Annotated in this window: 28 protein-coding genes and 1 riboswitch; of the genes, 25 read left to right on the forward strand and 3 right to left on the reverse strand. The window is 40.4% G+C overall.

Annotated features, from left to right (window positions below; all coding sequences use genetic code 11):
* Positions 1-1,287, forward strand: a 1,287-nt coding sequence (locus BUB93_RS09085; protein ID WP_073271288.1) for an Ig-like domain-containing protein, incomplete at its 5' end; no start/stop codon positions are given.
* 28 nt (positions 1,288-1,315) lie between these two features.
* A complete protein-coding gene (locus BUB93_RS09090) occupies positions 1,316-1,510 on the forward strand; it encodes a hypothetical protein (protein WP_073271290.1) in 195 nt (64 codons plus the stop codon).
* 59 nt (positions 1,511-1,569) lie between these two features.
* On the opposite strand, the gene BUB93_RS09095 is transcribed toward BUB93_RS09090, so the two are convergent.
* A complete protein-coding gene (locus BUB93_RS09095) occupies positions 1,570-2,007 on the reverse strand; it encodes a universal stress protein (RefSeq protein ID WP_073271292.1) in 438 nt (145 codons plus the stop codon).
* A 207-nt stretch (positions 2,008-2,214) separates the two neighbouring features.
* Here BUB93_RS09095 and BUB93_RS09100 point away from each other — a divergent pair, with 207 nt between their 5' ends.
* Positions 2,215-3,594 (forward strand): alanine/glycine:cation symporter family protein, encoded by a 1,380-nt coding sequence (locus BUB93_RS09100; protein ID WP_073271294.1) that lies wholly within the window; start codon positions 2,215-2,217, stop codon positions 3,592-3,594.
* A 46-nt stretch (positions 3,595-3,640) separates the two neighbouring features.
* Here the strand turns inward: BUB93_RS09100 and BUB93_RS09105 are convergent, their stop codons facing one another.
* Positions 3,641-5,260 carry a peptide chain release factor 3 gene (locus BUB93_RS09105; RefSeq protein ID WP_073271296.1) on the reverse strand — a complete coding sequence of 540 codons (1,620 nt, stop codon included), beginning with the start codon at positions 5,258-5,260 and terminating at the stop codon, positions 3,641-3,643.
* A 241-nt stretch (positions 5,261-5,501) separates the two neighbouring features.
* Here BUB93_RS09105 and BUB93_RS09110 point away from each other — a divergent pair, with 241 nt between their 5' ends.
* The 22 genes from BUB93_RS09110 to BUB93_RS09215 all read left to right on the forward strand — a co-directional run bounded on the left by BUB93_RS09110 (position 5,502) and on the right by BUB93_RS09215 (position 22,730).
* On the forward strand, positions 5,502-5,894 hold the full coding sequence (locus BUB93_RS09110) for a hypothetical protein (RefSeq protein WP_073271298.1): 393 nt from the start codon (positions 5,502-5,504) through the stop codon (positions 5,892-5,894).
* A gap of 47 nt (positions 5,895-5,941) precedes the next feature.
* Positions 5,942-6,742, forward strand: a complete 801-nt coding sequence (locus BUB93_RS11480; protein ID WP_073271299.1) for a J domain-containing protein — start codon at positions 5,942-5,944, stop codon at positions 6,740-6,742.
* Positions 6,743-6,825: 83 nt separating this feature from the next.
* Positions 6,826-8,172 carry an APC family permease gene (locus BUB93_RS09120; RefSeq protein WP_073271301.1) on the forward strand — a complete coding sequence of 449 codons (1,347 nt, stop codon included), beginning with the start codon at positions 6,826-6,828 and terminating at the stop codon, positions 8,170-8,172.
* Positions 8,173-8,190: 18 nt separating this feature from the next.
* Positions 8,191-9,198, forward strand: coding sequence for a nucleoid-associated protein (locus BUB93_RS09125; RefSeq protein WP_084117184.1), 1,008 nt, complete (start codon positions 8,191-8,193; stop codon positions 9,196-9,198).
* Positions 9,199-9,395: 197 nt separating this feature from the next.
* On the forward strand, positions 9,396-10,376 hold the full coding sequence (locus tag BUB93_RS09130) for a PstS family phosphate ABC transporter substrate-binding protein (RefSeq protein ID WP_073271303.1): 981 nt from the start codon (positions 9,396-9,398) through the stop codon (positions 10,374-10,376).
* 95 nt (positions 10,377-10,471) lie between these two features.
* The gene (pstC, locus tag BUB93_RS09135) at positions 10,472-11,395 is read left to right on the forward strand and encodes a phosphate ABC transporter permease subunit PstC (protein ID WP_073271305.1); all 924 of its coding nucleotides are present in this window, start codon (positions 10,472-10,474) and stop codon (positions 11,393-11,395) included.
* A gap of 46 nt (positions 11,396-11,441) precedes the next feature.
* Positions 11,442-12,341, forward strand: a complete 900-nt coding sequence (pstA, locus tag BUB93_RS09140) for a phosphate ABC transporter permease PstA (RefSeq protein ID WP_073271398.1) — start codon at positions 11,442-11,444, stop codon at positions 12,339-12,341.
* 14 nt (positions 12,342-12,355) lie between these two features.
* A complete protein-coding gene (gene pstB, locus BUB93_RS09145; RefSeq protein WP_073271307.1) occupies positions 12,356-13,135 on the forward strand; it encodes a phosphate ABC transporter ATP-binding protein PstB in 780 nt (259 codons plus the stop codon).
* A gap of 12 nt (positions 13,136-13,147) precedes the next feature.
* Complete coding sequence (gene phoU / locus BUB93_RS09150; RefSeq protein WP_073271309.1) at positions 13,148-13,795, forward strand: phosphate signaling complex protein PhoU; 648 nt, start codon at positions 13,148-13,150, stop codon at positions 13,793-13,795.
* A 152-nt stretch (positions 13,796-13,947) separates the two neighbouring features.
* Positions 13,948-14,433 carry a Na+/H+ antiporter subunit E gene (locus BUB93_RS09155; RefSeq protein WP_073271311.1) on the forward strand — a complete coding sequence of 162 codons (486 nt, stop codon included), beginning with the start codon at positions 13,948-13,950 and terminating at the stop codon, positions 14,431-14,433.
* Between the two features lies 1 nt (position 14,434).
* Positions 14,435-14,695 carry an MrpF/PhaF family protein gene (locus tag BUB93_RS09160; RefSeq protein ID WP_073271313.1) on the forward strand — a complete coding sequence of 87 codons (261 nt, stop codon included), beginning with the start codon at positions 14,435-14,437 and terminating at the stop codon, positions 14,693-14,695.
* On the forward strand, positions 14,692-14,997 hold the full coding sequence (gene mnhG / locus BUB93_RS09165; RefSeq protein WP_242945486.1) for a monovalent cation/H(+) antiporter subunit G: 306 nt from the start codon (positions 14,692-14,694) through the stop codon (positions 14,995-14,997). The genes BUB93_RS09160 and mnhG overlap by 4 nt, the downstream gene beginning before the upstream one ends.
* Positions 14,994-15,548, forward strand: coding sequence for a Na(+)/H(+) antiporter subunit B (locus tag BUB93_RS09170; RefSeq protein WP_073271314.1), 555 nt, complete (start codon positions 14,994-14,996; stop codon positions 15,546-15,548). The genes mnhG and BUB93_RS09170 overlap by 4 nt, the downstream gene beginning before the upstream one ends.
* Positions 15,538-15,804, forward strand: coding sequence for a Na(+)/H(+) antiporter subunit B (locus BUB93_RS09175; RefSeq protein WP_073271315.1), 267 nt, complete (start codon positions 15,538-15,540; stop codon positions 15,802-15,804). The genes BUB93_RS09170 and BUB93_RS09175 overlap by 11 nt, the downstream gene beginning before the upstream one ends.
* Positions 15,794-16,183 carry an MnhB domain-containing protein gene (locus BUB93_RS09180; protein ID WP_073271317.1) on the forward strand — a complete coding sequence of 130 codons (390 nt, stop codon included), beginning with the start codon at positions 15,794-15,796 and terminating at the stop codon, positions 16,181-16,183. Before BUB93_RS09175 ends, BUB93_RS09180 begins: the two co-directional genes overlap by 11 nt.
* Positions 16,183-16,530, forward strand: a complete 348-nt coding sequence (locus tag BUB93_RS09185) for a sodium:proton antiporter (protein WP_073271319.1) — start codon at positions 16,183-16,185, stop codon at positions 16,528-16,530. The genes BUB93_RS09180 and BUB93_RS09185 overlap by 1 nt, the downstream gene beginning before the upstream one ends.
* Positions 16,531-18,129: a complex I subunit 5 family protein gene (locus BUB93_RS09190; RefSeq protein ID WP_073271321.1), complete on the forward strand. Its 1,599-nt coding sequence runs from the start codon at positions 16,531-16,533 to the stop codon at positions 18,127-18,129.
* A gap of 18 nt (positions 18,130-18,147) precedes the next feature.
* Entirely contained in the window at positions 18,148-19,749 is a 1,602-nt protein-coding gene (locus BUB93_RS09195; RefSeq protein ID WP_073271323.1) for a complex I subunit 5 family protein, read from the forward strand.
* Positions 19,750-19,857: 108 nt separating this feature from the next.
* Positions 19,858-19,993, forward strand: a riboswitch (cyclic di-AMP (ydaO/yuaA leader).
* Between the two features lie 96 nt (positions 19,994-20,089).
* Positions 20,090-21,322 (forward strand): KamA family radical SAM protein, encoded by a 1,233-nt coding sequence (locus BUB93_RS09200; protein WP_200789498.1) that lies wholly within the window; start codon positions 20,090-20,092, stop codon positions 21,320-21,322.
* 133 nt (positions 21,323-21,455) lie between these two features.
* Positions 21,456-21,968 carry a GNAT family N-acetyltransferase gene (locus BUB93_RS09205; protein ID WP_073271325.1) on the forward strand — a complete coding sequence of 171 codons (513 nt, stop codon included), beginning with the start codon at positions 21,456-21,458 and terminating at the stop codon, positions 21,966-21,968.
* 29 nt (positions 21,969-21,997) lie between these two features.
* Positions 21,998-22,489, forward strand: a complete 492-nt coding sequence (locus BUB93_RS09210; RefSeq protein ID WP_073271326.1) for a hypothetical protein — start codon at positions 21,998-22,000, stop codon at positions 22,487-22,489.
* Position 22,490: 1 nt separating this feature from the next.
* Positions 22,491-22,730, forward strand: a complete 240-nt coding sequence (locus BUB93_RS09215) for a GIY-YIG nuclease family protein (protein WP_073271327.1) — start codon at positions 22,491-22,493, stop codon at positions 22,728-22,730.
* A gap of 14 nt (positions 22,731-22,744) precedes the next feature.
* On the opposite strand, the gene BUB93_RS09220 is transcribed toward BUB93_RS09215, so the two are convergent.
* Positions 22,745-23,956, reverse strand: coding sequence for a cofactor-independent phosphoglycerate mutase (locus BUB93_RS09220; RefSeq protein WP_073271329.1), 1,212 nt, complete (start codon positions 23,954-23,956; stop codon positions 22,745-22,747).
* Positions 23,957-24,020: the final 64 nt, after the last annotated feature.

A 24,020-nucleotide genomic window follows, 5' to 3' on the forward strand; every position in this document is an offset into this window, starting at 1 on the left:
ACCCTAACCATGAAGACAGGTGTCGTGAATCCTGATGGAGTGAAGGCTTCGGCACAGATAGTAGTCAATGAAAAGCCTGATCTCAAGGTAGCAAGCGTAGCCAGCGTATCCACGAAATACGTAGACTATGGCACCCCATTTGGGTCAGTGGGCTTGCCATCAACCATAGAAGCTACCTTAGAAGATGGAAGCAAGACAAATCTCGGAGTGACCTGGAGCAAGGGAAGCTATGACGAAAACGTAGCCGGAACGTACACAGTGGAAGGCACCCTAACCATGAAGACAGGTGTCGTGAATCCTGATGGAGTGAAGGCTTCGGCACAGATAGTAGTCAATGAAGAGCCTAATGCTAAAGTATTTGTTTCTTACAATCCTTATGGCAAGGTAAACTGGGATACTTACAGTCAGAATAAGGCAAATTTTCATACCCATACGAGGGAAAGCGACGGGGGGAGGGTTCCAAATGAAGTTATAGATCTTTATCATGGAGCCGGCTATAAGATACTGTCTCTTACAGACCATGCATATGCAAGTGGACACCCGACAACCTGGCCATGGACAAAATGGGGAAAAGATCCTGTACAGCTTGGTATGCTTGCGGTTGAAGGAAACGAAGTATCAGGAACTGATCATACTGGAAGCTTCTTCAGCAGTTATGATGGAAGTACAAATGATATAAGAACAGCTCTGAATGAGATTAAAAGCAGAAATGGCATGGCTGTATTCTTCCATCCTGGAAGATATAATCGTTCAGATTCTTGGTATCAAACCTTTTACAATGATTTTGACAAAACTCTTGTTGGAATGGAAGTATACAACCAAGGTGACAGGCATCCTGGTGATAGAGCTAAGTGGGATAGAGTAAATGCACTGGTAATGCCAAATGTAGTGGTATTCGGCTACAGCAACGACGATATGCATGCTGATCATGAGTTGTTCAGAAATTACCAGTTTATGTTGATGCCGTCGCTAACAGAAGGAGCATTGAGGGAATCCATGCTAAACGGAGCATTTTACTTCTCCTATGAACCTGGGGGAAGCGGAAACATAAATCCTCCGGTACCTAGAATCAGCAGGATCGAAGTGACATCCGGGGGCACGGTAATAACAATAAGCGCCACTAATACAAGTTCTGTGACATGGAGAACAAATAAAGGGGTTGCAGGCACAGGAGCATCCATCGACCTTAAGACGCTTGATCTGGAAGGCGCCAAATTTATCAGGGCTGAGCTTCAGAACGGATCAGGCAAGTCCTACACCCAGCCATTTGTTTTGCAGTCAAATTAATAAAAATCCTGTAAAAGAGGTCTTTAGAGTGAAGCGTTATTTTATAACAGAAAAATTAAACGAAGCATTGGATGCAGATGCTCATAATTCCATACCGCAGAAAACGATGAAACACCCCAGAGAAGAAAGATGGGCAGTGCTGATTTTGGAGGACAACAGATACATGTTTTCTCAACTGAGCGGGTATTTAGTCAACGAACTTACTAAAGATTGGTACAATTAAAAATAAAGAGATGGCTTCTATCTTTGTATAGAGCCATCTCTTTATTTGAATAAAGAATCTTATGTAACGACTAAAACAGGTACGTGGGTGTTGTGAAGCACTCTGTTGGTTACGCTGCCTATGAGAAGCCCCTTGAGTCCCCCGCTCACACCTTGAGAGCCCATAATGATAAGGTCTATGTCGTTTTTTTCAATGTATTTAATTATGCTGATGGATGAGTCGCCCTCGATTATCTCAGTCTTTACATCTTTAGCAGCATCTTTTAGAAGCTCTTTTGCCTCTTCGAGTATTTTTTTTGAACTTTCTCTAGATTTATCCATCAAAACGTCGAAGGCGCTGCTAAATTTAACTGTGGCTTGACCGGGGATGGCAAATTTTAGGTCTAGGACATTAAGCAATATTACCTCGCTGTTGAAAGCTTTCGCAACTTCGGCTCCTTTTTTTACGGCTTTTTTTGAATAGTCGGATCCGTCAACTGGAATTAAAATTTTCTTCATAACAAAACCTCCCAAAAATAAAATTTGTAAAACCTTTATCTATTACATTGATACCCTTATTGACAAATGTTATTCTTTAAGGTGTAAAGGAATTCACATATAGGCATAAGCCTTGATTTGCCTAGATTTTTATGTTATTATATCGAGGTCAATCGTTCGATCCGGACGGTTTTTTTATTTTCTAATTGAATAAACGGGGGAAGTAAGATGGATAGTATTCATGAGGTAGTAACGGAAATCAATAGCATTCTTTGGGGACCGGTCATGTTGTTTTTGCTTTTAGGCACAGGAGTAATATTTACATTTAAGCTTAAATTTATTCAAATCAGAAAGCTGAAAAAGGCGTTCAAAGAATCTTTTTCCAATGTCTTTGGGAAAAAATACAAGGCCGATGAAGACGGTATGTCCTCATTTCAGGCCCTTTCAACGGCCATAGCTGCCCAGGTTGGTACGGGAAACTTAGCGGGAGTAGCTACTGCAATAGCTGCAGGAGGTCCCGGAGCTATATTTTGGATGTGGATCAGCGGATTTTTCGGGATGGGAACTATATTTGCAGAGGCCATACTTGCTCAGGTTTTCAAGAAGAGGGAAGGTGGGACTGTAGTAGGAGGACCGGCATACTATATCAGGGATGGACTTAAAAATAAGTATCTGGCAGGTTTTTTTTCAGTAGCTATAATACTTGCCCTCGGATTCATGGGTAACATGGTTCAATCGAATTCAGTAGGTGAAGCCGTCAGCGTCGCCTTTGGCATACCTTCCTTAGCAGTCGGCATAGTGGTTGCTATCATCGTAGGGATGATAATTATTGGAGGCATAGGCAGGATAGCCAGCTTTACTGAAAGAATAGTACCATTCATGGCGGTCATATACATTGTAGGAAGCTTGGTGGTAGTTTCTCTCAACTGGGATAGCATTTTGCCTTCCTTGAGAATGATCATCTATGGTGCCTTTAATCCACAGGCGGCAACGGGAGGCATTATAGGGGTGACAGTCAAGGAAGCGTTCAGATATGGAATAGCCAGAGGTCTGTTTTCAAATGAAGCCGGCATGGGCTCGACACCTCATGCTCATGCAGTCGCAAAAGTTAAGCATCCCGGACAGCAAGGGCTCGTAGCGATGATGGGAGTAGTGATTGATACAGGAGTGGTTTGCACCCTGACTGCCATGGTCATACTTACTACGGGAGTATTTGAAACAGGGTTGTCAGGAGCGGCTTTGACACAAGCCGGATTCGTTGAAGGATTTGGCGGATTTGGAGCTTACTTCATAGCTGTTTGCCTTTTCTTTTTCGCATTGTCCACTATTATTGGTTGGTATTATTTTGGAGAGTCAAATGTGCGGTATCTATTTGGGATAAAAGGCTTGATGCCTTACAGGATAATCGTGCTTGCGTGTATCGTAATTGGCACGGTGATGAGAGTTGAAATAGTGTGGGAGCTTGCAGATGCCTTTAACGGTCTTATGGTTATACCTAATCTAATCGCCTTGCTGGGAATGGTATCTTTAGTTGTCAAGGTAGTTAATGATTTCGAGGATTCCTTTGAGAAGGGCAAAAAATCAGTATACATAAATAAAGAAATATAAAAAAATGCGAACACCTGTGATAATAATGGGAGTTCGCATTTTTTCTTCAACCTGCCATGACTTTGTTTCTCAACGATATTTCCTTTAAGCTTATGCTTTCATTTCGTTCTGCAACCCTGGATATGGACCATTCGTTGATGAAGAGAACAACGGGGTTTAAATCCTGATCCTCAACCAAAAGGCTGTCCATTGTAAGATTCAGACTGTCTGGACTGAAGCCTTCGCCGTTGATCCAACGGATATACTGGTATGGAAGACTTTCCATGATGATATCAACCCCATACTCGTTTTTAAGCCTATATTCCAACACTTCAAACTGGAGGGCTCCGACAACTCCTATTATCAGCTCTTCAACACCGATGTTGGGCTGTTTGTATACTTGGATTGTGCCTTCTTCTGAAAGCTGGTTGATTCCCTTTATAAATTGCTTGCGCTTGAGAGCATTTTTAGTGAATACTTTACAAAAATGTTCAGGGGCAAAGAGGGGGATTCCGTGGTATTGAATCTTGGAGTTGTCTTCGCACAAGCTGTCGCCTATTTTGAATATGCCAGGATCATGAATTCCTATTATATCTCCAGGATAGGCGGTTTCTACCACAACTCTTTCCTGGGAAAGGAACTGCTGGGGCTGGGACAGCCTGATCTTTTTATTTTCCTGCACGTGATTTACGCTCATGCCTTTTTTGAACTCTCCAGAGCAGATTCTTAGAAATGCAATCCTGTCCCTGTGGGTAGGGTTCATGTTGGCTTGTATTTTAAAGATAAATCCTGTAAAGTTTTCTTTTTTGGGATCTACCATCCCGAGATTGCTGTCCCTAGGAGTCGGAGGTGTGGTGAGTTCCAAAAATGACTCTAAGAAAGGCTCCACCCCGAAGTTCGTGAGTGCGCTTCCAAAAAATACAGGAGTGAGATTGCCCTTTAATACTTCATCTAAATCGAAGGAATCCCCGGCCACGTCTAAAAGCTCAATATCTTCTTTAAGCTGGCTGTGAAGCTCGTCACCCAGGAGGGAGGATAAAGAAGAGTCTTCGATGTTTAATTTTTCTGTTCTTGTCTTGCTTTGTCCGTGGTTTCCTTCCCCGAAAAGGTTAATAAGATTTTTTTCTCTGTCATAAACCCCTTTGAAATCTCTACCGTTGCCTATTGGCCAGTTCATTGGGTAGGACTTGATATCTAAAACCTGCTCTAGCTCTTCGATAAGCTCAAAAGGATCTTTTCCCATCCTGTCCATTTTGTTTATAAATGTAAATATGGGTATGCCTCTCATTTTGCAGACATGAAAAAGCTTTTTGGTTTGGGCTTCGATGCCTTTGGCACAGTCTATTACCATCACGGCAGAATCAGCAGCCATGAGGGTTCTGAAGGTGTCTTCACTGAAGTCTTGGTGTCCTGGAGTATCCAGGATGTTTATGCAACAATTATTGTACTCGAACTGCAATACGGAGGAAGTGACAGATATTCCCCTTTGCTTTTCAATCTCCATCCAATCGCTCACTGCATGGTTTTGAGCCCTTCTAGATTTGACGGATCCTGCCAGCCGTATGGCCCCTCCAAAGAGCAACAGTTTTTCTGTCAATGTTGTTTTGCCGGCATCTGGATGAGAAATAATCGCAAAGGTACGCCTTCTGTCTACTTCTTTGATTAAATTTGAATTTTTTGTGTTCATTTATTATCTTCCTTATTATAGATTTGCTTTTTAAGAATAACTACTAGATTTTATAATTTATAAGGCCTGATGTCAATTCTAATGCGAAAAATTTACTATATGTTGACTTTTAGTGGATATCTTCTGCATAATAGGTATGTGATTGAACTTAGAGATATTTAGTTTATTAAGTTAAATTTTAGATTCATGGAGTACAATGGATTTTAATTTGGTTTAAATAATAATAAAGCGGAGTGGTAGAATGAATTTAATAAAAAAATTTATGGCGGGAAGATATGGTTCAGACCAACTTTCAGTTTTCCTTCTGATTACATCCATCGCAATGACGATAATTGGCAGGATGACTTCTATAGGACTAATCGCATCATTAAGCTATATACCCTTGATGTTGGTAATGTACAGGATGTTTTCAAAGGATATAGATAAAAGAAGGCTTGAGAATTACAAGTTTGCAATTGCATTTAGCCCTTTGTATTCAAGGGTGCATAAATTTAAAAATAGAATTGAAAATTCAAAGACTCACAAGTATTTTAAATGCCCGACATGCAAAACTCAGATGAGGGCACCAAAGGGCAAATCAAAGATAAGGGTGACATGCCCCAAGTGTTCAGCGAAATTCGAAAAGCGCACCTAAAATAAAAACAGCGGTTCTGGAGAAAAATCAGGGGGATAGATATAGCAATGAATTTGATCGATAATGTTTACGGTAAGACTTTATTCTACATGGGAATAATAATAGAATTTATTTTAAATGGACTGATTGCCTTATTCGGTTTCATGACAAGCATCGTGGATTCCTTGGCAAAAAGCCTTTTGGCCATACTAGGCATGGGAGGGTGCATGTTTTTTTTCTTGATGGCAGGTCCCTTTGGCCTTTATATTCTATTTAATCCGAACGTGATGGCTACGGTTTTGTTTTTGGTGTTGTTTCCTGTAATCGGCAGGAAGCTTCTCTTCTATTTGAATTACCTTAAATATATGGCCACAGAATACCTGTTTGATTACTCTGATGCTTTAACGAAAGGGAAATCCAGAAAGCACAGAAGCTTTTCAGCCTATGGTCAAGACTATATAAACGAATGGGAAGAAAAAAGAAGAAGAGAACAAGAAGAAAGACATAGACAGCAGCAAAAACAATGGGAAGATCAGTTTAAGCAGTGGCAAGGCTTTGGTGGATATCAGCAATATAGTGGCAGCTATGGAAACTTTGGAGGTCATGGACAAAACTCAGGTTATGGTGGACAGTCCTTTGGGGGCACAGCCTTTGATTTCAAAAGCAGATTTGAGAAAAGCTGTGATGTGCTTGGGGTTTCTTATACTGCAGATGCAAGCCAGATAAAATCATCATACAGAAAAAAGGCGAAGCAATACCATCCGGATATAAACAAAAGTGAAAATGCCACAAAAATGTTTCAAAAGATAAACGAAGCCTATGAATTTTTAACAGAGGAAAACATAAGCAGGTATAGGCAAGCGGCTTAAATTAAAAATATTTCAATTAAGTTATTATTGTAGGTAATTTTATTGTATAATATCCCTTGCAATAACTTTATGGGGGGAAAACTTTGAATGGATTAGAGAAAAAATACGGACTTTTTACAGCCATAGCAATGGTTGTGGGAGTTGTAATAGGATCGGGAGTCTTTTTTAAGGCAGATGATGTTTTGACGATGACCGACGGAAATTTGATTTTGGCTCTTGTCGCTTGGGCAACAGGAGCTTTTTCCATGATTTTCGGCGCGCTGGTATTTGCCGAATTTGCTCAGCGGATAGAAAAGGCAAATGGGATAGTAGATTATACTGAAGCCGCATATGGGAAAAAAGCGGGATATTTGGTTGGATGGTTCAACTGGATACTGTATTTTTCACCTTTATCAGCCATACTCGCCTGGGTTTCTGCCATGTACACCATGATTTTAATGGGCAGGGACAATCCGGCAAACTCAACAGCAACCTGGATGCTTGCAGCTGCGTATATGCTTTTAGCCTATGTGCTTAATTCTTTTGCTCCTAAAATTGCTGGAAATTTTCAAGTAGGAACCACTTTGATAAAGCTAATCCCATTGTTTGCAGTTGGAATAGTAGGAATAATCAGCGGAATTTTCAGTGGCGTGACAATAGATAATTTCACAACGGCTGCTATGACCGTGGGCAGCAAAGGCGGGACTTTAGCTTCGGCAGTAGTGGCGACGGCTTTTGCATACGAGGGGTGGATAATAGCAATAACAATAAATAACGAGATAAAAGATTCGAAAAAAAACCTTCCCAAGGCTTTGACTGTGGGGACCTTCATTGTGTTTTTGGTATACATAATGTACTTTATGGGAATAGCAGGAGTTTTGCCTACAGATCAGATAGTTGCTGAAGGGGATAATGCAGTTTCAATTGCAGCCTCTATGCTCTTTGGAACTATGGCCGCCAGCATTTTAACAGGCTTTGTAGTAATATCCTGCTTGGGGACTTTAAACGGTTTGGTACTATCAAATATCCGGCTGCCATACTCCTTGGCCATTAGGGGCCAGGGCCCATTGCCTGGAAAGCTGAGCGTGGTGAACGAAGCCGTGCATATGCCTTTAAGAGCCGCAATGTTTTCGGCAGTGGTATCATTTTTATACCTAGGGCTATGGTACGCAAGCTTAAATGAGCTGTTCGGAAGATTCATAGGCTTAGATGAAATACCCATAGTCATGGTATACGGATTGTATTTTATGCTCTACATCTGGTATATGCGTAATTTTAAAGACCTGAGCTTTGGTAAAAGGTTCATAAAGCCTGCATTTGCTATGCTTGGAGCATTGATCATACTTTACGGAGGGATAACCAACCCTAGCATCGGGTTGTACCTGCTTATATCACTAGGGGTGTTGGTCTTTGGTTTGATTTTTTATAACAGTGATGCAAAGGCCGATTAAGAATCTGCGAGGAGCGTAATGATGGAATCCAATATAACAATTAAAAAAGCTGTACTGCATATCTTGGACAACACCGGTGGAGTGTCGGTGGTGTCGGACAAGGAGCTGATCCTATCGGCGGAAATAGAGGAGTACCTCACAAAACATATCGACAAGTGCTTTTTGGATATTGATGTTAAAAACACCAGATTCATCGAAGATGAAAATGCTTTTTTGGCGGGAGTGAGGGCGTACATAAGCGGTGGCAGTTTTTTAGAATTAAGCAAAAGCATAGCTGAAGACTTTATAACGGCAATGGAGGAGGGAAGCGAAATACCTTCTGCCGACCTGGTGGTGGTGGAGTTTTCAATTGATCATGTTCCTTATTTGGGAGTGCTGAAATTCAACTACAAAAGAAGCTATATACATTTTGTAGAAACTGAGAACGGAATAAGAAATACCATAGTAAGGCAACCTTGTGCTCTTCCTCTTGAGACGCAAAAGCTTGAGGAGTTTGCACTTGTTAATCTAAATGATTATTCAATAAAGCTAAAAGAGCGGTTTTATGAGATTAAAGGGGATAAGACCCTCTACATCAGCAGGGAGATACTCAAGTCCAAAGGGGCGATATCCGAAAAGGGCGTTGTTGACATGGTTGAGAAGACGGTTAAAAAAATTGTAAGAGACAGCTATGAAAATGATCTCTTAAAGTATAATGCTTTCAAGAACACCATAACGGAAGACTACATAAACAATCAGGAAATAAATATCGACAATATAGCAGAGTCCACTTTTGAAGATGAATCCGGGCGGCAGGCGTTCAAAGAAGAGCTAGAGAAGACGGGACTCAGGGACAGCAGGATAAAAATAAGTCATAATGCTGAAAAAAGAGTTTTAAGGAAGCAAAAGCTAGTGACGGATACGGGAATAGAAATAAGCATTCCCGCAAGCTACTTAAATGATTCGAGCATAGTTGAATTTATAAACAATACAGATGGAACCATATCCATAACAATTAAGAACATAGTCAATGTGGATAATAAATGACCATATAGGAAGTGGATCGCTAATAAAGCGGTCCATCTTTTTTTGCCAAAATAACTTAACATGGATTTAATATTCAATTAACTTTAGGAAAACACTACGGGTTTATTTATGTGCTATACTCTGTTTGTAGCAAGTGAGAAATATAACATTTGCGGAAAAGGGAACGACAAAAACAATTGATTTAGGAGGATTTGTTAATGTTGAAAAGAAAATTATTGGCAGTATTATTGGTAGCGGGACTACTCATATCCGCTGTTGGATGTGGTCAGGCAGATGACGACGGTCAAGATCAAGGCGACCAGCTTAGCGGAGCAGTCATCATAGACGGATCAGGAACAGTGTATCCTCTGATGGCGCACATAGCGGAAAACTACATGACAAATGAACAAAGCGGTGTAAGCGTGCAAGTTGGGCGTGCAGGATCAAGCGCAGGGTTTAAAAAATTCATACCTGGTGAGACAGATTTTTCAGATGCTTCAAGAATAATCAAGGATACTGAAATTGAAGAGCTTAAAGCAAATGGAATGGAAATGGGCGAAAATGTAATGGAGATAAAGCTCGCCTACGATGGCCTTACGATGGTAATCAACAAAGATAACGACTGGGCAACTGAGATGACTGAAGAGGAAATCGTAAATATGTACATTTCAGGCGCACACAAAGAGGATGACAAAGTATTATGGTCAGATATCAGATCAGAATGGCCGGCAGAGGAGATTAAGTTCTACGGACCTAATGAAAATCACGGCACATACGAGTTCTTTTACGAAGTAATTCTAGACAAGCAGGATTTGGTTTCAACTGTAAATCTTCAGCAAGAGTACTCAACGCTTGTGGACTTGGTTTCTCAAGATAAAAATGCCATAGCATTTTTCGGGTTTGGATACTATGTTACGAATACAGACAAGCTTACCGCGGTAAAAGTAGATTTTGGCAACGGCCCTGTTGAGCCAAAGCTTGAAACAATTGGAGAAGACTTGGATTATGCTGGTTTTACAAGACTTGTATACACTTACTTGAATCTTGATTTTGCAAAGGAAAAGCCCCAGGTTTTGGATTTCGCAAAATACGTAGTATCAGCTGAGGGTGCCGCTAAACTGGCAGGGGATAACGGCTTTGCACCGCTTCCGGAATCAGTGTATGCGGAATATCTTTCTACACTGGAATCTATCAACTGATAAGTTAAGGTATATGAATTTCAGGATGGGAAGTCTTTGAGCTTCTCATCTTGGAATTTTTTGTGCAGACTGACTTAATCATAAGAGGTGAAAATATGGATAGTAGAACAAAAATAAGACAAATGATACAAGAAAACATAGCGAACAAGAAAAACACTACAGACAAAATAATGCCTAGATTCTTTTTTTTGATGGCCTTTGTATCCGTGGCTACTACTTTTGGTATTATAGTAACGCTTGTCACAGATGCTTACAAGTTTTTTTCCGTAGTGCCCTTGTCAGAGGTGTTCAGCACCAGGCTTGCCCCTTTAAACGCAAATCCCTCCTTTGGAATACTACCGCTAATAACCGGGACTGTAATGACTACGTTGATAGCCATGATGGTGGCAGTTCCCGTAGGATTGACTGCGGCGATTTTTTTAAGTCAGTTCGCATCAGATAAAATGAGAAAAATACTAAAACCCATTATGGAGGTTTTGGCTGGCATACCAACCATAGTGTACGGTTTTTTTGCGTACTCATTCGTAACACCGATATTGATGAGAATAATACCCTCATTAGGTGCCAAGAATGCTTTGAGCCCTGGCATAGTAATGGGAATAATGATAATACCCTTGGTTGCTTCGTTGTCGGAGGATGCTATGAATTCAGTGCCCGAGATCATGAGGGAAGGGGCATTGGGTCTTGGTTCTACAAGACTTGAAGTGACCTTTAAGGTCGTAATCCCGGCAGCGATATCCGGCATAATGGCTTCCATAGTATTGGCTGTTTCAAGGGCTGTCGGAGAGACTATGATTGTAACCATAGCCAGCGGAAGCTCAAAGGCATTTACTCTTGATATAACTCAGTCCATGCAGACGATGACTGCGTATATAGTTGAATTTACCAGCGGAGATGCAGCAAGCGGCACGACAGGGTATTACAGTCTTTATGCAGTGGGACTTTTATTGTTTGCATTCACAATGGGCATAAACCTTATTGCTCAACATATATCGAAGAAATACAGGGAGGAGTATTGATATGAGTCGAGAGACGAATTATATTAGAAAAGACAGCAGAATGATGATGAAAGACATTAATCAAAAACTCCCGGACTTCAAAGTCAACAGCGCCAGGATCTCAAGGAGGGTGAAGCTAAACAATTTATTAAAACACATATTCTCCCTGTCTACCCTGTTTGCGATAATGGTCTTAGTCATATTGCTGTATAGGATAGGGGCGGACAGCATAGGTTGGCTGAATACTGGTTTTTTGACTAGAAATCTTTCGATTTTTCCTGAAAAAGCTGGCATATACGGAGCGATAATCGGTTCTGTTTTACTGATGCTGATTGTAATACCTATAACTACGGTCCTCGGGGTATCTACTGCTATCTACCTTGAAGAATATGCGACCAAAGGAAAAATCCAAGATTTTATTAAAATAAATATATCCAATCTTGCCAGCGTGCCATCAGTAATATTTGGTCTATTGGGACTTGCGGTATTTGGGAGGATGTTGAACTTGGGATCCAGTATCTTGGCTGGAGGTCTGACGATGTCTCTATTAGTACTTCCGATAGTTGTAGTTGCAAGCCAGGAAGCCATTAGGGCAGTGCCGGGATTTTTAAGAGAAGCATCTTATGCAATGGGTGCGGACAGATGGACGACGGTGCGAAAAATAGTTCTTCCGGTAGCCCTGCCCGGGATACTCACTGGATCCATACTCGCCATGTCAAGAGCGATTGGAGAGACAGCTCCTCTTGTAGTGCTAGGGATTCCAACATTGATTTTAAAGATACCATCATCCATAATGGATGATTTTACAGCCTTGCCGATACAGATATACTATTGGACGCTGGATACGGTATTAACACCTGAATATGCAAACCTGGCTGCGGCGACCATTGTAGTACTACTTGTTGTACTGTTCATTATGAACTCTGTGGCTATAATAATTAGGAATAAGTTTCAGAAAAGATTTTAAGGGAGGATATATAATTGACTAATGCTATAAGCAACAATGACGATATAGTATACGATGTAAGAAACCTCAATTTATGGTACGGAGATGACCAGGCTCTCAAAAACATAAACTTGGAAATAGAAAAGAATAAAGTCACTGCTATAATAGGACCTTCGGGATGTGGAAAGTCAACATTTATTAAGACCATGAACAGGATGATAGAAAACATACCTATTGTAAGGACCACGGGTGAAATACTCTATCACGGTCAAAATATCTTTGACAAATCAGTTAGGGTAGAAGAATTGAGAACTAAAGTAGGCATGGTATTTCAGAAGCCGAATCCTTTTCCGAAATCGATATTTGAAAACGTGGTATACGGACCAAGAATTCATGGAATAAAAGACAAGGCCCTTTTGATGGAAATCGCTGAGACAAGCCTCAAGAGCGCGGCTCTGTGGGATGAAGTCAAAGACAGGCTAAGCGACAATGCTTACGGCCTTTCAGGAGGTCAGCAACAGAGGCTATGCATCGCAAGGTGCCTAGCAGTTCAACCTGATGTAATACTCATGGATGAGCCCACATCAGCTTTAGATCCCATAGCCACCTTTAAAATCGAGGAGCTAATAGACAGCCTCAAAAGGGATTATACAATAAGCATAGTAACTCATAGCATGCAGCAGGCGGCCAGAATTTCCGACAAGACGGCGTTTTTCCTGATGGGAGAGCTTATCGAATTTGATAGGACATCGGTTATCTTTGCAAATCCTGCTGATAAAAGGACCGAAGACTATATCACAGGAAGATTCGGTTGATAGGAGGGCCTCATGAGAGATATGATGATTGAAAAAACAGAAGAGATACATCGAAAAATTCGTGAAATGAGCGAATTGTCATCTAAAAGCATCGAAATGGCGATGATGGCGTTTATAAGCCAAAATGAAAAGATGGCTAATGATGTTATAATGAAGGACAAGGTAATAAACGCTTATGAACAGGAGATTGAAAATCTTTGCGTTACATTTGCTGCGACTCAAAGTCCTGTCGCATCGGATCTTAGAAGATTTATGACGGTTCTTAGGGTGGTCGTGGATTTGGAACGGATAGGGGATTATAGCTGCAACATAGCGCAGATAGTAATGGATTTGGGCAAATACGGCCTTATAAAACCAATAGAGGACCTGAAAATAATGGAGAGCAGGGTAAAGGAAATGTTGGATGATTCCTTAAAGGCCTACTTCAATCAGGATGTGGAGCTTGCCTTTGCTACAGCTGAAAAAGACGAAGTAATAGATCAGTTGTATGAAAAAATATATAGAGAGCTGCTATCGTATATTAAAAAAGTCGACGACGAAGAAGACCAGATTATAGGTCTGGTATTCGTAGGAAGATATCTGGAGAGAATAGCAGATCATGCCACCAACATATGCGAAAGGCTAATTTATATGGAAACAGGAAATAGTGTTAAATTTTAAACTTGGGGCTATTTAATAAGAAGACAATTTTGTCTTCTTTTGTTTTTTTGAAAAACCATTGACAATACCACAAAATTCCTATTAGAATTAACCTGTAGTTGGGTTGCGGCTATAAATTTAAACTAGATTAAATCTTGATTAGGGTGAGTGCAATGAAACGAAAGGCAAACTATATCATAATGATACTTGTATTTACGGCCATGTGGGTGATACTCAACGAGAAGGCTGGGCCTTTGCAGATTGTTTCTGGCATGGGGTTTTCTGTCACGTCCATATTTTTCGTAAACTACTACCTGTTAGATGATAGCTACATCGATTCTTATTTCTTAAATCCTGTCTCTCTGATTAAATATCTTATATATCTTGTCTTTCAAATTTACAAATCAGGCATCTCGGCCATCCTTAAAATTTCCAAAGGAGAAAGCTCTGTAAAAATTGTCAAGTACGAATCAGGGCTTGAAAACGATTTGGCAGTGTGTCTTTTGGCAAATGCGATAACCTTGACTCCGGGAACGGTTACCATAGATAAGTCAAAAAATCAGCTGAGCGTTTTATGTTTTGAAGATGATGATGGGTTCAGCGGTGAAAAAGGCGGAAAAGCCTCTGAGCAGTTTGAAAAAATTCTAAGGGAGATATGATATGAGCTTTCTAGATGCAGTTTTAATCGTGGTTTCTGTTTATGCGGCGCTGGTTTTAATAAGAGTGGTCATAGGACCGACTATTTGGGACAGGCTACTTGGACTAAATATGATTTCTTCAAAAATAATAATGTCCATCATCATACTTTCGGTAGTTACAGACAGATCTTTTCTTTTGGACATCGCATTGGTCTATTCGTTTTTAGGTTTTATAGGAACCGTGCTCATAGCCAGATTTGTAGAGACGCGAGGTGAGATATGATCATGGAGACTATATCTAATGCTTTAATAGTGTTGTCCTTGCTTTTTATGTTTTTCGGCGTTTACGGAATATTTAGGTTCACAGATTTTTATTCAAGGATCTTGATCTCCTCAAAAGTTGAGACGGTGGGCTTTTTAACGCTTATGGCGGGAATCATGCTGAAAAGCGGCTTTGGTTATTCCACGTTGAAAATCATGTTGATCTGCCTTGTGGTTATTTTTACGAATCCTTTGTCTACACATGCGGTGGCGAGGTCTGCACTGGTAAGCGGATATAAAATCAGCGAGGAGAATGAGGGATGATAGAAAAAATATTTTTGGTTTTAATGGTGATTTTGGCTGTTATCACCCTCAATACAGTGAAGTTGAGACGGGCAGTCATATACTTGGGTATTTTCTCATTGGTAAGCTCCTTTGTCTATCTATTATACGGAGCGCCTGACGTTGCCATAGCCGAAGCTGTAATAGGAAGTGCCCTGTCCACGGTTTTATATTTGGTGGCTTTGAAGAAATATCAAGTATTTACAATTTACTATACCAACGAAAATTACAATGAAATACACGATGGATATATAATCAAAGGGAGAGCGCAGATTCTAAAAGATGTAGAGCGCTTTTTTCTTAAGAGGGAGATGGAGCCTCAAATAATTTATACCACAGAAAATTGCGAACATGTTTTGGATACCAAAAATTTTGATCTTCTCATACATCAAGATTACGATACAGTTATTATGTTTGGGTGCAGAGAAGATTACCATGTGGATGCGATGGAGGATTACGTTGTGAAAAATCCCTATGAAAATTTGACGGTCGAATTTGTCCGTTTCGAAGCAGGTGATCAAATTGATTCGTAAAGGGTTGGCTATGCTGTTTTGCATTTCAGCTGCGGCGTTCGTGCTATATATATACAGCGATACAAAGATTGTGGCGGATTCTTTTGTTGCAGATTATTACATCAACAATTTCGCCAAGGATACATTTGCACAAAACGGTGTTGCAGCAATATATTTGAATTATAGAGTTTTTGACAGCATTTTTGAAACTTTGATACTTTTAGTGAGCGTCACCGCAGTAATAAATTTTTCTTGGAGGCGTGATAATGAAAAATAATTCAGAAATAATAGCCAGGATGACTGGGTTTTTATTCCCATTCATAATCATGTTCGGTTTTTATATAATATTAAACGGCCACATTACTCCAGGAGGAGGTTTTCAAGGCGGTGCAGTTCTCGCTTCTGTATTTATCAGCAGGTACTTGGTTTCGCCGGATGAGGGGATAAGGATAAAATCACTTCAGTCGGCTGAGAAGGCGCTGTTTTTCTGCATAGTGATGATACCGGTTTTGTTTTTGTTTACTAATAATTACAAAACCTATGAGCTGGCAAATCAGTTTTATTTAGTATCGATGAATATGTTGATCGGATTGAAGGTCTGTAGCGGACTTACGATAATATTTTTTAGATTTGTTTTTTACGAAGGTGGTCAGTAATGGAGTTCATTAATGGAGAAAACATCAGCATAGTCTTGTTTTTTGTTGGAGTATACGGACTTATTGCTAGAAGAAACATAGTAAAGTCAATAATATCATTGGGGATTTTGCAGGTTGCCATAATACTTTATTTTATATCTGCAAATTCTGAAGCGGGAATCGTGCCTCCCATCGGAGATCTGTCATCAGCCGCTGCAGTAGCAGACCCCTTGCCACAGGCACTGATGATTACGGATATAGTCATTGGCATGGGTGTAACAGCTGCCAGCTTGACGATGTTCATCCATATGTACCACAGATACGGCTCTACAAACTGGTTGAAAGTTAAAAGAAAAAGGATGAAATAAATGATTAACTACATTTGGTTGGTGATGCTGCCGATATTGGTGGGCATTCCTTTGCTTTTAATAAAATTTAATACGGCAAAAAAAATCATAATTATTTTCCAGGGATTTATGGTTGCAGCCTCAGTCTTTAATTTTCTTTACATCAAGGAAAACGGAGAGGTGATTCAAAATGTTGCAAATTGGCCGAATTACATCGGAGTGGCTTTAAGGGCGGACCTTTTGGCTGGATCGATGGTGATGTTGACGACCATAATATTCATGTCCATGATACTGTTCAATACTAAAAAGGATTTTTCAGACAATATGTTTCTGTTTCTCTTCACAGCGTTGGAAGGACTTATAATTGGAATCTTTCTTTCAAATGATCTATTCAATATTTTTGTGCTGATTGAGGTGGCAACAGTTATAATAAGTATCTTGATCATGTACAAAAGAGATTCTAGGTCGATATACGACGGAATTTTGTATCTAATGATAAATGTAGTGGCAATGGCGTTTTTTCTCTTTGGAGTTGGAATGGTTTATAAGACTGTCGGGGTTATAGACTTGTATGGGATTAAGGAGAAGGTCGCTCTGCTTTCTGGACCGGAGTCCATGATTCTCCCATATACTTTTATGATAACAGCAATAAGCCTGAAGGCCGCGCTGATGCCTCTTTTCAGCTGGCTTCCCAAAGCCCACGGAACGCCTAGCGCGCCATCGATTATTTCTGCTGTTTTATCCGGGCTTTATGTAAAAAATGGGATATATCTTTTCATTAGGATTCAAGATGTTTTTGCGAGCCAGATTGATACCTCAGCGTTGTTTGTATATATGGGTCTATTTACAGCGGTCATAGGTTTCTTGCTGGCAGTTGTTCAGGACGATATAAAACTCATATTGGCATACAGCACGGTCTCCCAAATCGGATTGATAATGATGGCTGTCAATCTGGGTGACGAAAGAGCGTATTGGGGTGGGCTTTATCATGTATTTAACCATGCTGTCTTCAAATCCACGCTTTTTCTCTCGGCAGGGGTAATCGTGGACCATTACAAGACGAGGGATGCATGCAAGATTCGTGGAGTCTACGAGCAGATGCCTGCCATTTCCACAGTCACGATTTTTGCTATACTTGGAATAATAGGAGCACCTTTTTTCAATGGCAGCGTATCAAAATATTTGATATCATTTGGATTGACGGAGTTTATCGGCGAATTGGGCATTTTGATTGTCAACTTGGGCACGGTTACCATATTCGTAAGGTTCACCGAAATATTTTTTGGAAAGTCAGATTTAAAAAAACCATCCGTGGACATTTATTCTACAGGGGTTATAGTTTTTTTAGGGATTCTTTGCTTCCTGGGAGGAATATTTGGACAAGTAATAATATCTTTTCTGTTCAATGTATCCTTTGATGTAGAATTCGCATTCTATATTCAAAAGACAGCAAGCTTCATTGCGACCCTATTTCTTGGGTATGGTCTTTACTACGGATTCATCAAAAAAATCAATATAGCGAAATTTTTGCAAAAACACGAACTCACTTTTAACGGCGTGTGCACTACAATAGCAATATTTTTTATTTTCACATTGGCTTATGTCAGGATTACTCATTAGGCGAAAGTAGGTAGGAAAATGGTGGATCTGTACTGGTTGATTCTGCTTCCGATAATCGTAGGGAGCTTTTCTATAATGCTATCTCAAAAGATTGCAAGGAAAGTAATGGTTTTGCTGCAAATATTAATGGTTGCATTATCTTTTTTAAGCTTCTACCACGTGCGCACCAGTGGACCTGTAGTACAGAACATAGGCGGATGGACTGATTATATCGGCATTACCTTAAGGGCGGATATCCTGGCTTCTGCGATGGTGTTGCTCACCGCAGGCATGTTTTTAGGCATGGTACTGTTTAATCTTAGGAAAAATTACGCAGACAACCTGTATCTATTTCTATTTATGGCACTGGAAGGCCTCATTATAGGAATATTTCTTTCAAATGATCTTTTTAATATTTTTGTTCTTATTGAAGTGTCAACAGTTGTGATTAGTATATTGATAATGTATAAAAAAGACAGCGGGTCCATATACGACGGAATATTATACCTTCTCATCAATATAGTGGGCATGTCGTTTTTCTTGTTCGGTTTGGGTATGTTGTATAAAAAGGTGGGCGTAATTGATTTATATGGGATAGAAAGAATAGTATCAACCTTGGAAAATCCCAGAATCGTAATACTTCCTTATGCTCTGATAATAACCGCTGTGAGCTTAAAGTCGGCTTTGATGCCTCTGTTTAGTTGGCTGCCTAAAGCACATGGAACGCCCAGTGCTCCGTCAGTGATATCAGCAATACTTTCAGGACTCTACGTTAAAAATGGAGTCTATTTATTCATAAGGATACAGAGCGCGTTTGCTACGGTTGTGGATACTACAGATTTCTTCCTTTTAATGGGGTTCATAACCGCTGTAGTGGGTTTTGTGCTGGCGCTTGCCCAACATGATATCAAGCTGATTTTGGCTTATCATACAGTATCACAGATTGGGTTGATCATGATGGGGATAAATATGAAGGGTACCCATACATATTGGGGTGGCATATACCATATCATGAATCACGCTGTGTTCAAATCTACGCTCTTTTTGACTGCGGGGATGATTACAGATGATTATAAGACGAGAAATATCTACAAAATTAGTGGGGTCATGAAGCGTATGCCTGCGGTAGGATATGCCACTTTATTTGCAGTGATGGGCATTACTGGCGCACCGCTTTTTAACGGCAGCATTTCAAAATACCTTATTTCATATGGAGCAAAAGGGAGCTGGGTGGAGTATGCCTTAATACTGGTAAACCTTGGAACGATACTATCCTTTGTGAAATACTCTCAGATTTTATTCGGAAAATCCCCCAAACCCGGCAGGTCCGACTGCGATAGCCTGAGAAAGGCGGTAGTGCTTACTATGGGAGCCATGTGCTTTGTTGGAGGGATTTTTGGAAGATGGATTGTCATGTTCATGTTTGATGTGACATTTGAAGTAGACCCGCTGTCATATTGGATAAAGATTTTGATATTTATACTGTCTTTTCTGGCAGGAGCATTGATTTATTTTGGAGTGTTGAAAAAAAACAATTTCTTCACTATAGTAAACACTTTTGAGCTGGGTTTCAACGGAGTCTGCCTATCAATAGCGATGTTCTTTACTGTAGTGTTGGGATACGTTGCGATTATTATGTAGTAGTATAAAAAGAAGCTGTACAGGCATCGTAAAACGTTTACAGCATTGCTTGACGATAAACACACAAATAAGTTATAATTATAAGACTGAGAAAATTTAAATAGTGATTGCGATCTGCTGCTGAATTTTTGCTTGTGCAAAATACGGGGGAACCAAAAACAGGGGTGAATTCGATAATTCGATAGGGCGATTACCTTCGGCCCGAATCCGTCAGCTAACCTCGGAAGCTAGGAAGGGAAAATGCGGAATAGCTATGTATTTTTGCTTTCAAAGCAGTTTTTACCGAGATGGTGGGGGCTGTTTATTTTTTTCTATAAATATTTTACAGGAGGTCAGAAACATGACAATAGAAGATTACAACATCTGCGATGAACAGGATCGTTTTATAAAGCTGGAAAAAAGCATCAAAGCATATGAAATGGCAAAGGGGTCTATAAAGACCGGAATTGAAGATTTTGAAATAGTTGAAGCTCAAAAACAGAAAATACTAAAAAAACTGAGAGGGACGGAAGAAGATTGGAAAGATTATAAATGGCAGCTTAATAGCAGGTTTGACAGCGTAGAGGACATCAGCGACATTTTGAATTTAACAGACGACGAAAAAGAAAAGATGAAAGTCGTTGGAGATAAATTCAGGTTTGCTATTTCTCCCTATTATATGTCCGTCATCAATCCGAATGATCCAAACTGCCCTGTAAGAAAGCAATCCATACCTTGTGGAGAGGAATTGGATGAATCGGGGGTGCTAGATCCTATGGACGAAGCAGGCTGGTCTCCGGAGGAACTTGTAACAAGACGATACCCGGACAGACTAATCATTAAGGTTACAAATATGTGCGGCATGTACTGCAGATTTTGTCAAAGGCGAAGAATGATCGGTGAGCATGATGTAAATGCCCCAAAGGATAAGATAAAGAAAGCCATAGATTATGTCAGAAATCATCCTGAAGTCAGGGACGTACTGGTTACTGGGGGAGATTCATTTATGCTCTCGGACAGTATGATAGATTGGCTTTTATCAGAGCTTAGAAGCATCGAACATGTGGAAATCATCCGTTTTGGAACAAGAACTCCTGTCACTTTGCCTCAAAGAATCACGCCTGAACTGGTTGAGATACTAAAAAAGTATCATCCGATATACGTAAATACTCACTTTAACAGTCAAAGAGAAATTACCGAAGAATCTAAGAAAGCTTGCGAGCTGCTTGCAAATGCAGGCATACCTTTAGGCAATCAGATGGTATTGCTAAATGGAGTCAATAACGACCCTCATACAGTAAGAAAGCTAAACCAAAGTCTATTGAGAATAAGAGTCAAGCCTTACTACATATTTCATCCCAAAACGGTAAAGGGCACCTCCCATTTCTGGGTTAACCTCGAAGAGGGGATGGAAATAATGGAAACCCTCAGAGGCAGAACTTCAGGTCTGGCAATACCCACATACATAGTAAATGGTAGCAAAGGACTTGGGAAAACTCCTGTTCTTCCGAATTATCTGCTATACATAGGTAAGGAAAAGGCAGTATTGAGAAACTGGGAAGGATTGCCTTTTGAGATAGACAATAAAAAATAACACGGATAAAATCGCCTGGCAAATGTCACATGCTCACTCGCCATTGCGATTTTATTTTTTTGTTGAAGGGGAATGAGTAATGGATTATACTTTTGGTAAGAGATAGATTTATCACTTAAAAGGGGGCTTGGAAATGGATTTGTATATCAGACCGATTCAACTTGAAGATGCAAAGGAAATCAATAATTTAAGGCGCATGGAAGGAATAATGGAAAACATAATGGGGCTTCCATCAGAAACCGTTATGGACAGCAAAGGATATATCGCCAAGGAAGACTCTTTGAGACATCAATTCGTAGCAGTGCTTAAAAAAGATAGAAGCAATGAAGTCATAGTCGGTACAGCCGGACTTCATCTAAATGAACTGCCCAGGAAAAGACACTCTGCAACTATCGGTATTATGGTTCATACAGAGTATCAGGGCATGGGGATAGGAAAGCAGCTGATGAATGCCGTCTTAGATGTTGCCGACAACTGGCTTATGCTCACTAGAATCGAACTGGAAGTTTTTGCAGACAATGAAAAAGCCATAAATCTATATCAGAAGCTTGGCTTTAATGTGGAAGGCGTAAAGAAAAAAGCAGCGATAAGAAACGGCAGATATGCTGATGAGATGCTTATGAGCAGAATAAGGGAACAGGACTGAAAGTTGCCAGAGTCCAAAGGAGGTGCCCAGTGAAAAAGTTTATGCTTTCGATAATCATTCTTTCGATGGTTTTGTCATCTACAGCGTGTTTCTCGCCAGACGAACCGGATGAAACAGTTGCGAGCTTAGATACAGCAGAGTATAGAGCTCAATGGAGCGAAGACTATGAATATGATGTGCCTATAGAAATAGACAGCTATGCAAATTTTGAAATATTTTTGAGCGACCACCCTCAGCAGGATTTGGAAATTGAAGAGCTAACGCTAAAATTTAATGAAGAATTCTTTGTGAATAACCTCATTTATGCCTATGTCAAGTCCGAACCTAGCGGCTCTAATGAGCTTGAAGCAGACAAGGCTGTGCTGGAAAACGGCACATTGATATTGAAAATGGATAGATATGTTCCTGAGATAGGCACTACCGATATGGCAGCAAGAGTATGCATCTTTGCCCTGAGCAGAGAAACGATGACCCAGGTATCGACGGTAATTGGATTAATAACCGAAACAGAGCGTGAATAATATGTACTTCGTATACATGCTGAGATGTGCGGACAAAACCATATATACGGGAATAACCAAGGATATTGAAAAAAGGATAGCGCGACACAATGCGGGTAAAGCATCAAAATACACGAGAGCTAGGTTGCCGGTAGAAATAATTTACTGGGAAAGGTCAGAGGATAGATCTGCTGCGTCAAAACGTGAAGCTCAGATAAAAAAAATGCCCAGAAAAGATAAAATGAAATTAGTGATCGGATGAACCGATCACTAATTTCATTTTTTGAAGAAATAATTGGCAAGGGCCACTCCGCTGTCGAAGTAATTGCCGGATTCGCTAGCTGAATCTTCTGTAAATCGCTGATTTTCTTTTCTTGAAATCTTGTTGCTGTCAAACAGCACGTAAGGGACCGGATCGCTTGTATGTGTCCTAAGGGCAACAGGGGTTCTGTGATCTGGAAGTATCAGGATTCTAAAAGGTTCTTCCAATGCCTTCAAACCTTTAAAAACAGGTGCAACAACCTTCTCATCTATAAGCTCTATTGATTTGATTTTGCCATTTAAGTCTCCTTGATGGCCGCATTCGTCAGGAGCCTCAAGATGGATATAGACAAAATCGTCGCCGTTTTTTAAAGCCTCTACTGCTGCTAAAGCCTTTCCGTCGAAGTTGGTATGAATGGTTCCTGTTGCGCCTTCGACTTTAATTGGATTCAAGCCGGCCAGCACGCCTATGCCCTGAATCAAATCAACAGCTGAAATTACGGATCCGCCTACTCCGTACTTGTCCTTGAAAGAATCGAGGCTAGGTTTTTTACCTTCACCCCATATCCATGCAGAATTTGCAGGATTTAAACCCTTTGAGATCCGATTAAGATTTACAGGGTGATCTTTAAGCATGTCATAGGATTTTTTCATTATCTCCAGTATTATATCTTTGTACGGTCCTTTGGGCAGATGTGGCTTTATGTTTTGACCGAGGACATCGTGGGGAGGTGTCAAATCGTAATCGTAAGGTCCGTTTTTCCAAAGAATCAAGTGTCTGTAGCTTACCCCGGGATAATACTTGATATCATCAGTTTCAAGCTCAGCAGCCAGATGTTCTATAAGAATTTTGGCCTCTTCCGTGCTAATGTCGCCTGCCGAGTGGTCTGTTATGGTCTTTGATTCATAAGGGCCGTCCCCCTCCAACGTAACGAGATTGCACCTGAAGGTTACGTCTGTGGCTGTCAAGTCTACGCCCATGCTCGCCGCCTCCAGGGGAGATCTGCCTTTGTGATATATCTTTGGGTCATAACCCATTACTGAAAGATTGGCTATGTCGCTGCCTGGAGACATTGCTTCGGGGATTGTTTTAACCATTCCTATTTCTCCACTTTGTGCTAGGTTCGTAATAGCTGGAATATCGGCTACATCCAAGGGAGTTTTCATGCCGAGGGATTCTATTTTATAATCTGCCATTCCATCTACGAGGATTATTACGTATTTCATTTGATCAACTCCGATTCAATTTATGATTTTGTATATTGTACCACGAAAAATTGCTTGTCATCAA

The sequence above is a fragment of the Alkalibacter saccharofermentans DSM 14828 genome, from assembly GCF_900128885.1.
GTDB lineage: Bacteria > Bacillota > Clostridia > Eubacteriales > Alkalibacteraceae > Alkalibacter > Alkalibacter saccharofermentans.

Excerpts from the sequence above, each read along its gene's own strand:
- BUB93_RS09095 (WP_073271292.1), bottom strand. The coding sequence starts at position 2,007 with ATGAAGAAAATTTTAATTCCAGTTGACGGATCCGACTATTCAAAAAAA.
- BUB93_RS09100 (WP_073271294.1), top strand. The coding sequence starts at position 2,215 with ATGGATAGTATTCATGAGGTAGTAACGGAAATCAATAGCATTCTTTGG.
- BUB93_RS09105 (WP_073271296.1), bottom strand. The coding sequence starts at position 5,260 with ATGAACACAAAAAATTCAAATTTAATCAAAGAAGTAGACAGAAGGCGT.
- BUB93_RS09110 (WP_073271298.1), top strand. The coding sequence starts at position 5,502 with ATGAATTTAATAAAAAAATTTATGGCGGGAAGATATGGTTCAGACCAA.
- BUB93_RS11480 (WP_073271299.1), top strand. The coding sequence starts at position 5,942 with ATGAATTTGATCGATAATGTTTACGGTAAGACTTTATTCTACATGGGA.
- BUB93_RS09125 (WP_084117184.1), top strand. The coding sequence starts at position 8,191 with ATGATGGAATCCAATATAACAATTAAAAAAGCTGTACTGCATATCTTG.
- BUB93_RS09130 (WP_073271303.1), top strand. The coding sequence starts at position 9,396 with ATGTTGAAAAGAAAATTATTGGCAGTATTATTGGTAGCGGGACTACTC.
- pstC (WP_073271305.1), top strand. The coding sequence starts at position 10,472 with ATGGATAGTAGAACAAAAATAAGACAAATGATACAAGAAAACATAGCG.
- pstA (WP_073271398.1), top strand. The coding sequence starts at position 11,442 with ATGAAAGACATTAATCAAAAACTCCCGGACTTCAAAGTCAACAGCGCC.
- phoU (WP_073271309.1), top strand. The coding sequence starts at position 13,148 with ATGAGAGATATGATGATTGAAAAAACAGAAGAGATACATCGAAAAATT.
- BUB93_RS09155 (WP_073271311.1), top strand. The coding sequence starts at position 13,948 with ATGAAACGAAAGGCAAACTATATCATAATGATACTTGTATTTACGGCC.
- BUB93_RS09160 (WP_073271313.1), top strand. The coding sequence starts at position 14,435 with ATGAGCTTTCTAGATGCAGTTTTAATCGTGGTTTCTGTTTATGCGGCG.
- mnhG (WP_242945486.1), top strand. The coding sequence starts at position 14,692 with ATGATCATGGAGACTATATCTAATGCTTTAATAGTGTTGTCCTTGCTT.
- BUB93_RS09170 (WP_073271314.1), top strand. The coding sequence starts at position 14,994 with ATGATAGAAAAAATATTTTTGGTTTTAATGGTGATTTTGGCTGTTATC.
- BUB93_RS09180 (WP_073271317.1), top strand. The coding sequence starts at position 15,794 with ATGAAAAATAATTCAGAAATAATAGCCAGGATGACTGGGTTTTTATTC.
- BUB93_RS09185 (WP_073271319.1), top strand. The coding sequence starts at position 16,183 with ATGGAGTTCATTAATGGAGAAAACATCAGCATAGTCTTGTTTTTTGTT.
- BUB93_RS09190 (WP_073271321.1), top strand. The coding sequence starts at position 16,531 with ATGATTAACTACATTTGGTTGGTGATGCTGCCGATATTGGTGGGCATT.
- BUB93_RS09195 (WP_073271323.1), top strand. The coding sequence starts at position 18,148 with ATGGTGGATCTGTACTGGTTGATTCTGCTTCCGATAATCGTAGGGAGC.
- BUB93_RS09200 (WP_200789498.1), top strand. The coding sequence starts at position 20,090 with ATGACAATAGAAGATTACAACATCTGCGATGAACAGGATCGTTTTATA.
- BUB93_RS09205 (WP_073271325.1), top strand. The coding sequence starts at position 21,456 with ATGGATTTGTATATCAGACCGATTCAACTTGAAGATGCAAAGGAAATC.
- BUB93_RS09215 (WP_073271327.1), top strand. The coding sequence starts at position 22,491 with ATGTACTTCGTATACATGCTGAGATGTGCGGACAAAACCATATATACG.
- BUB93_RS09220 (WP_073271329.1), bottom strand. The coding sequence starts at position 23,956 with ATGAAATACGTAATAATCCTCGTAGATGGAATGGCAGATTATAAAATA.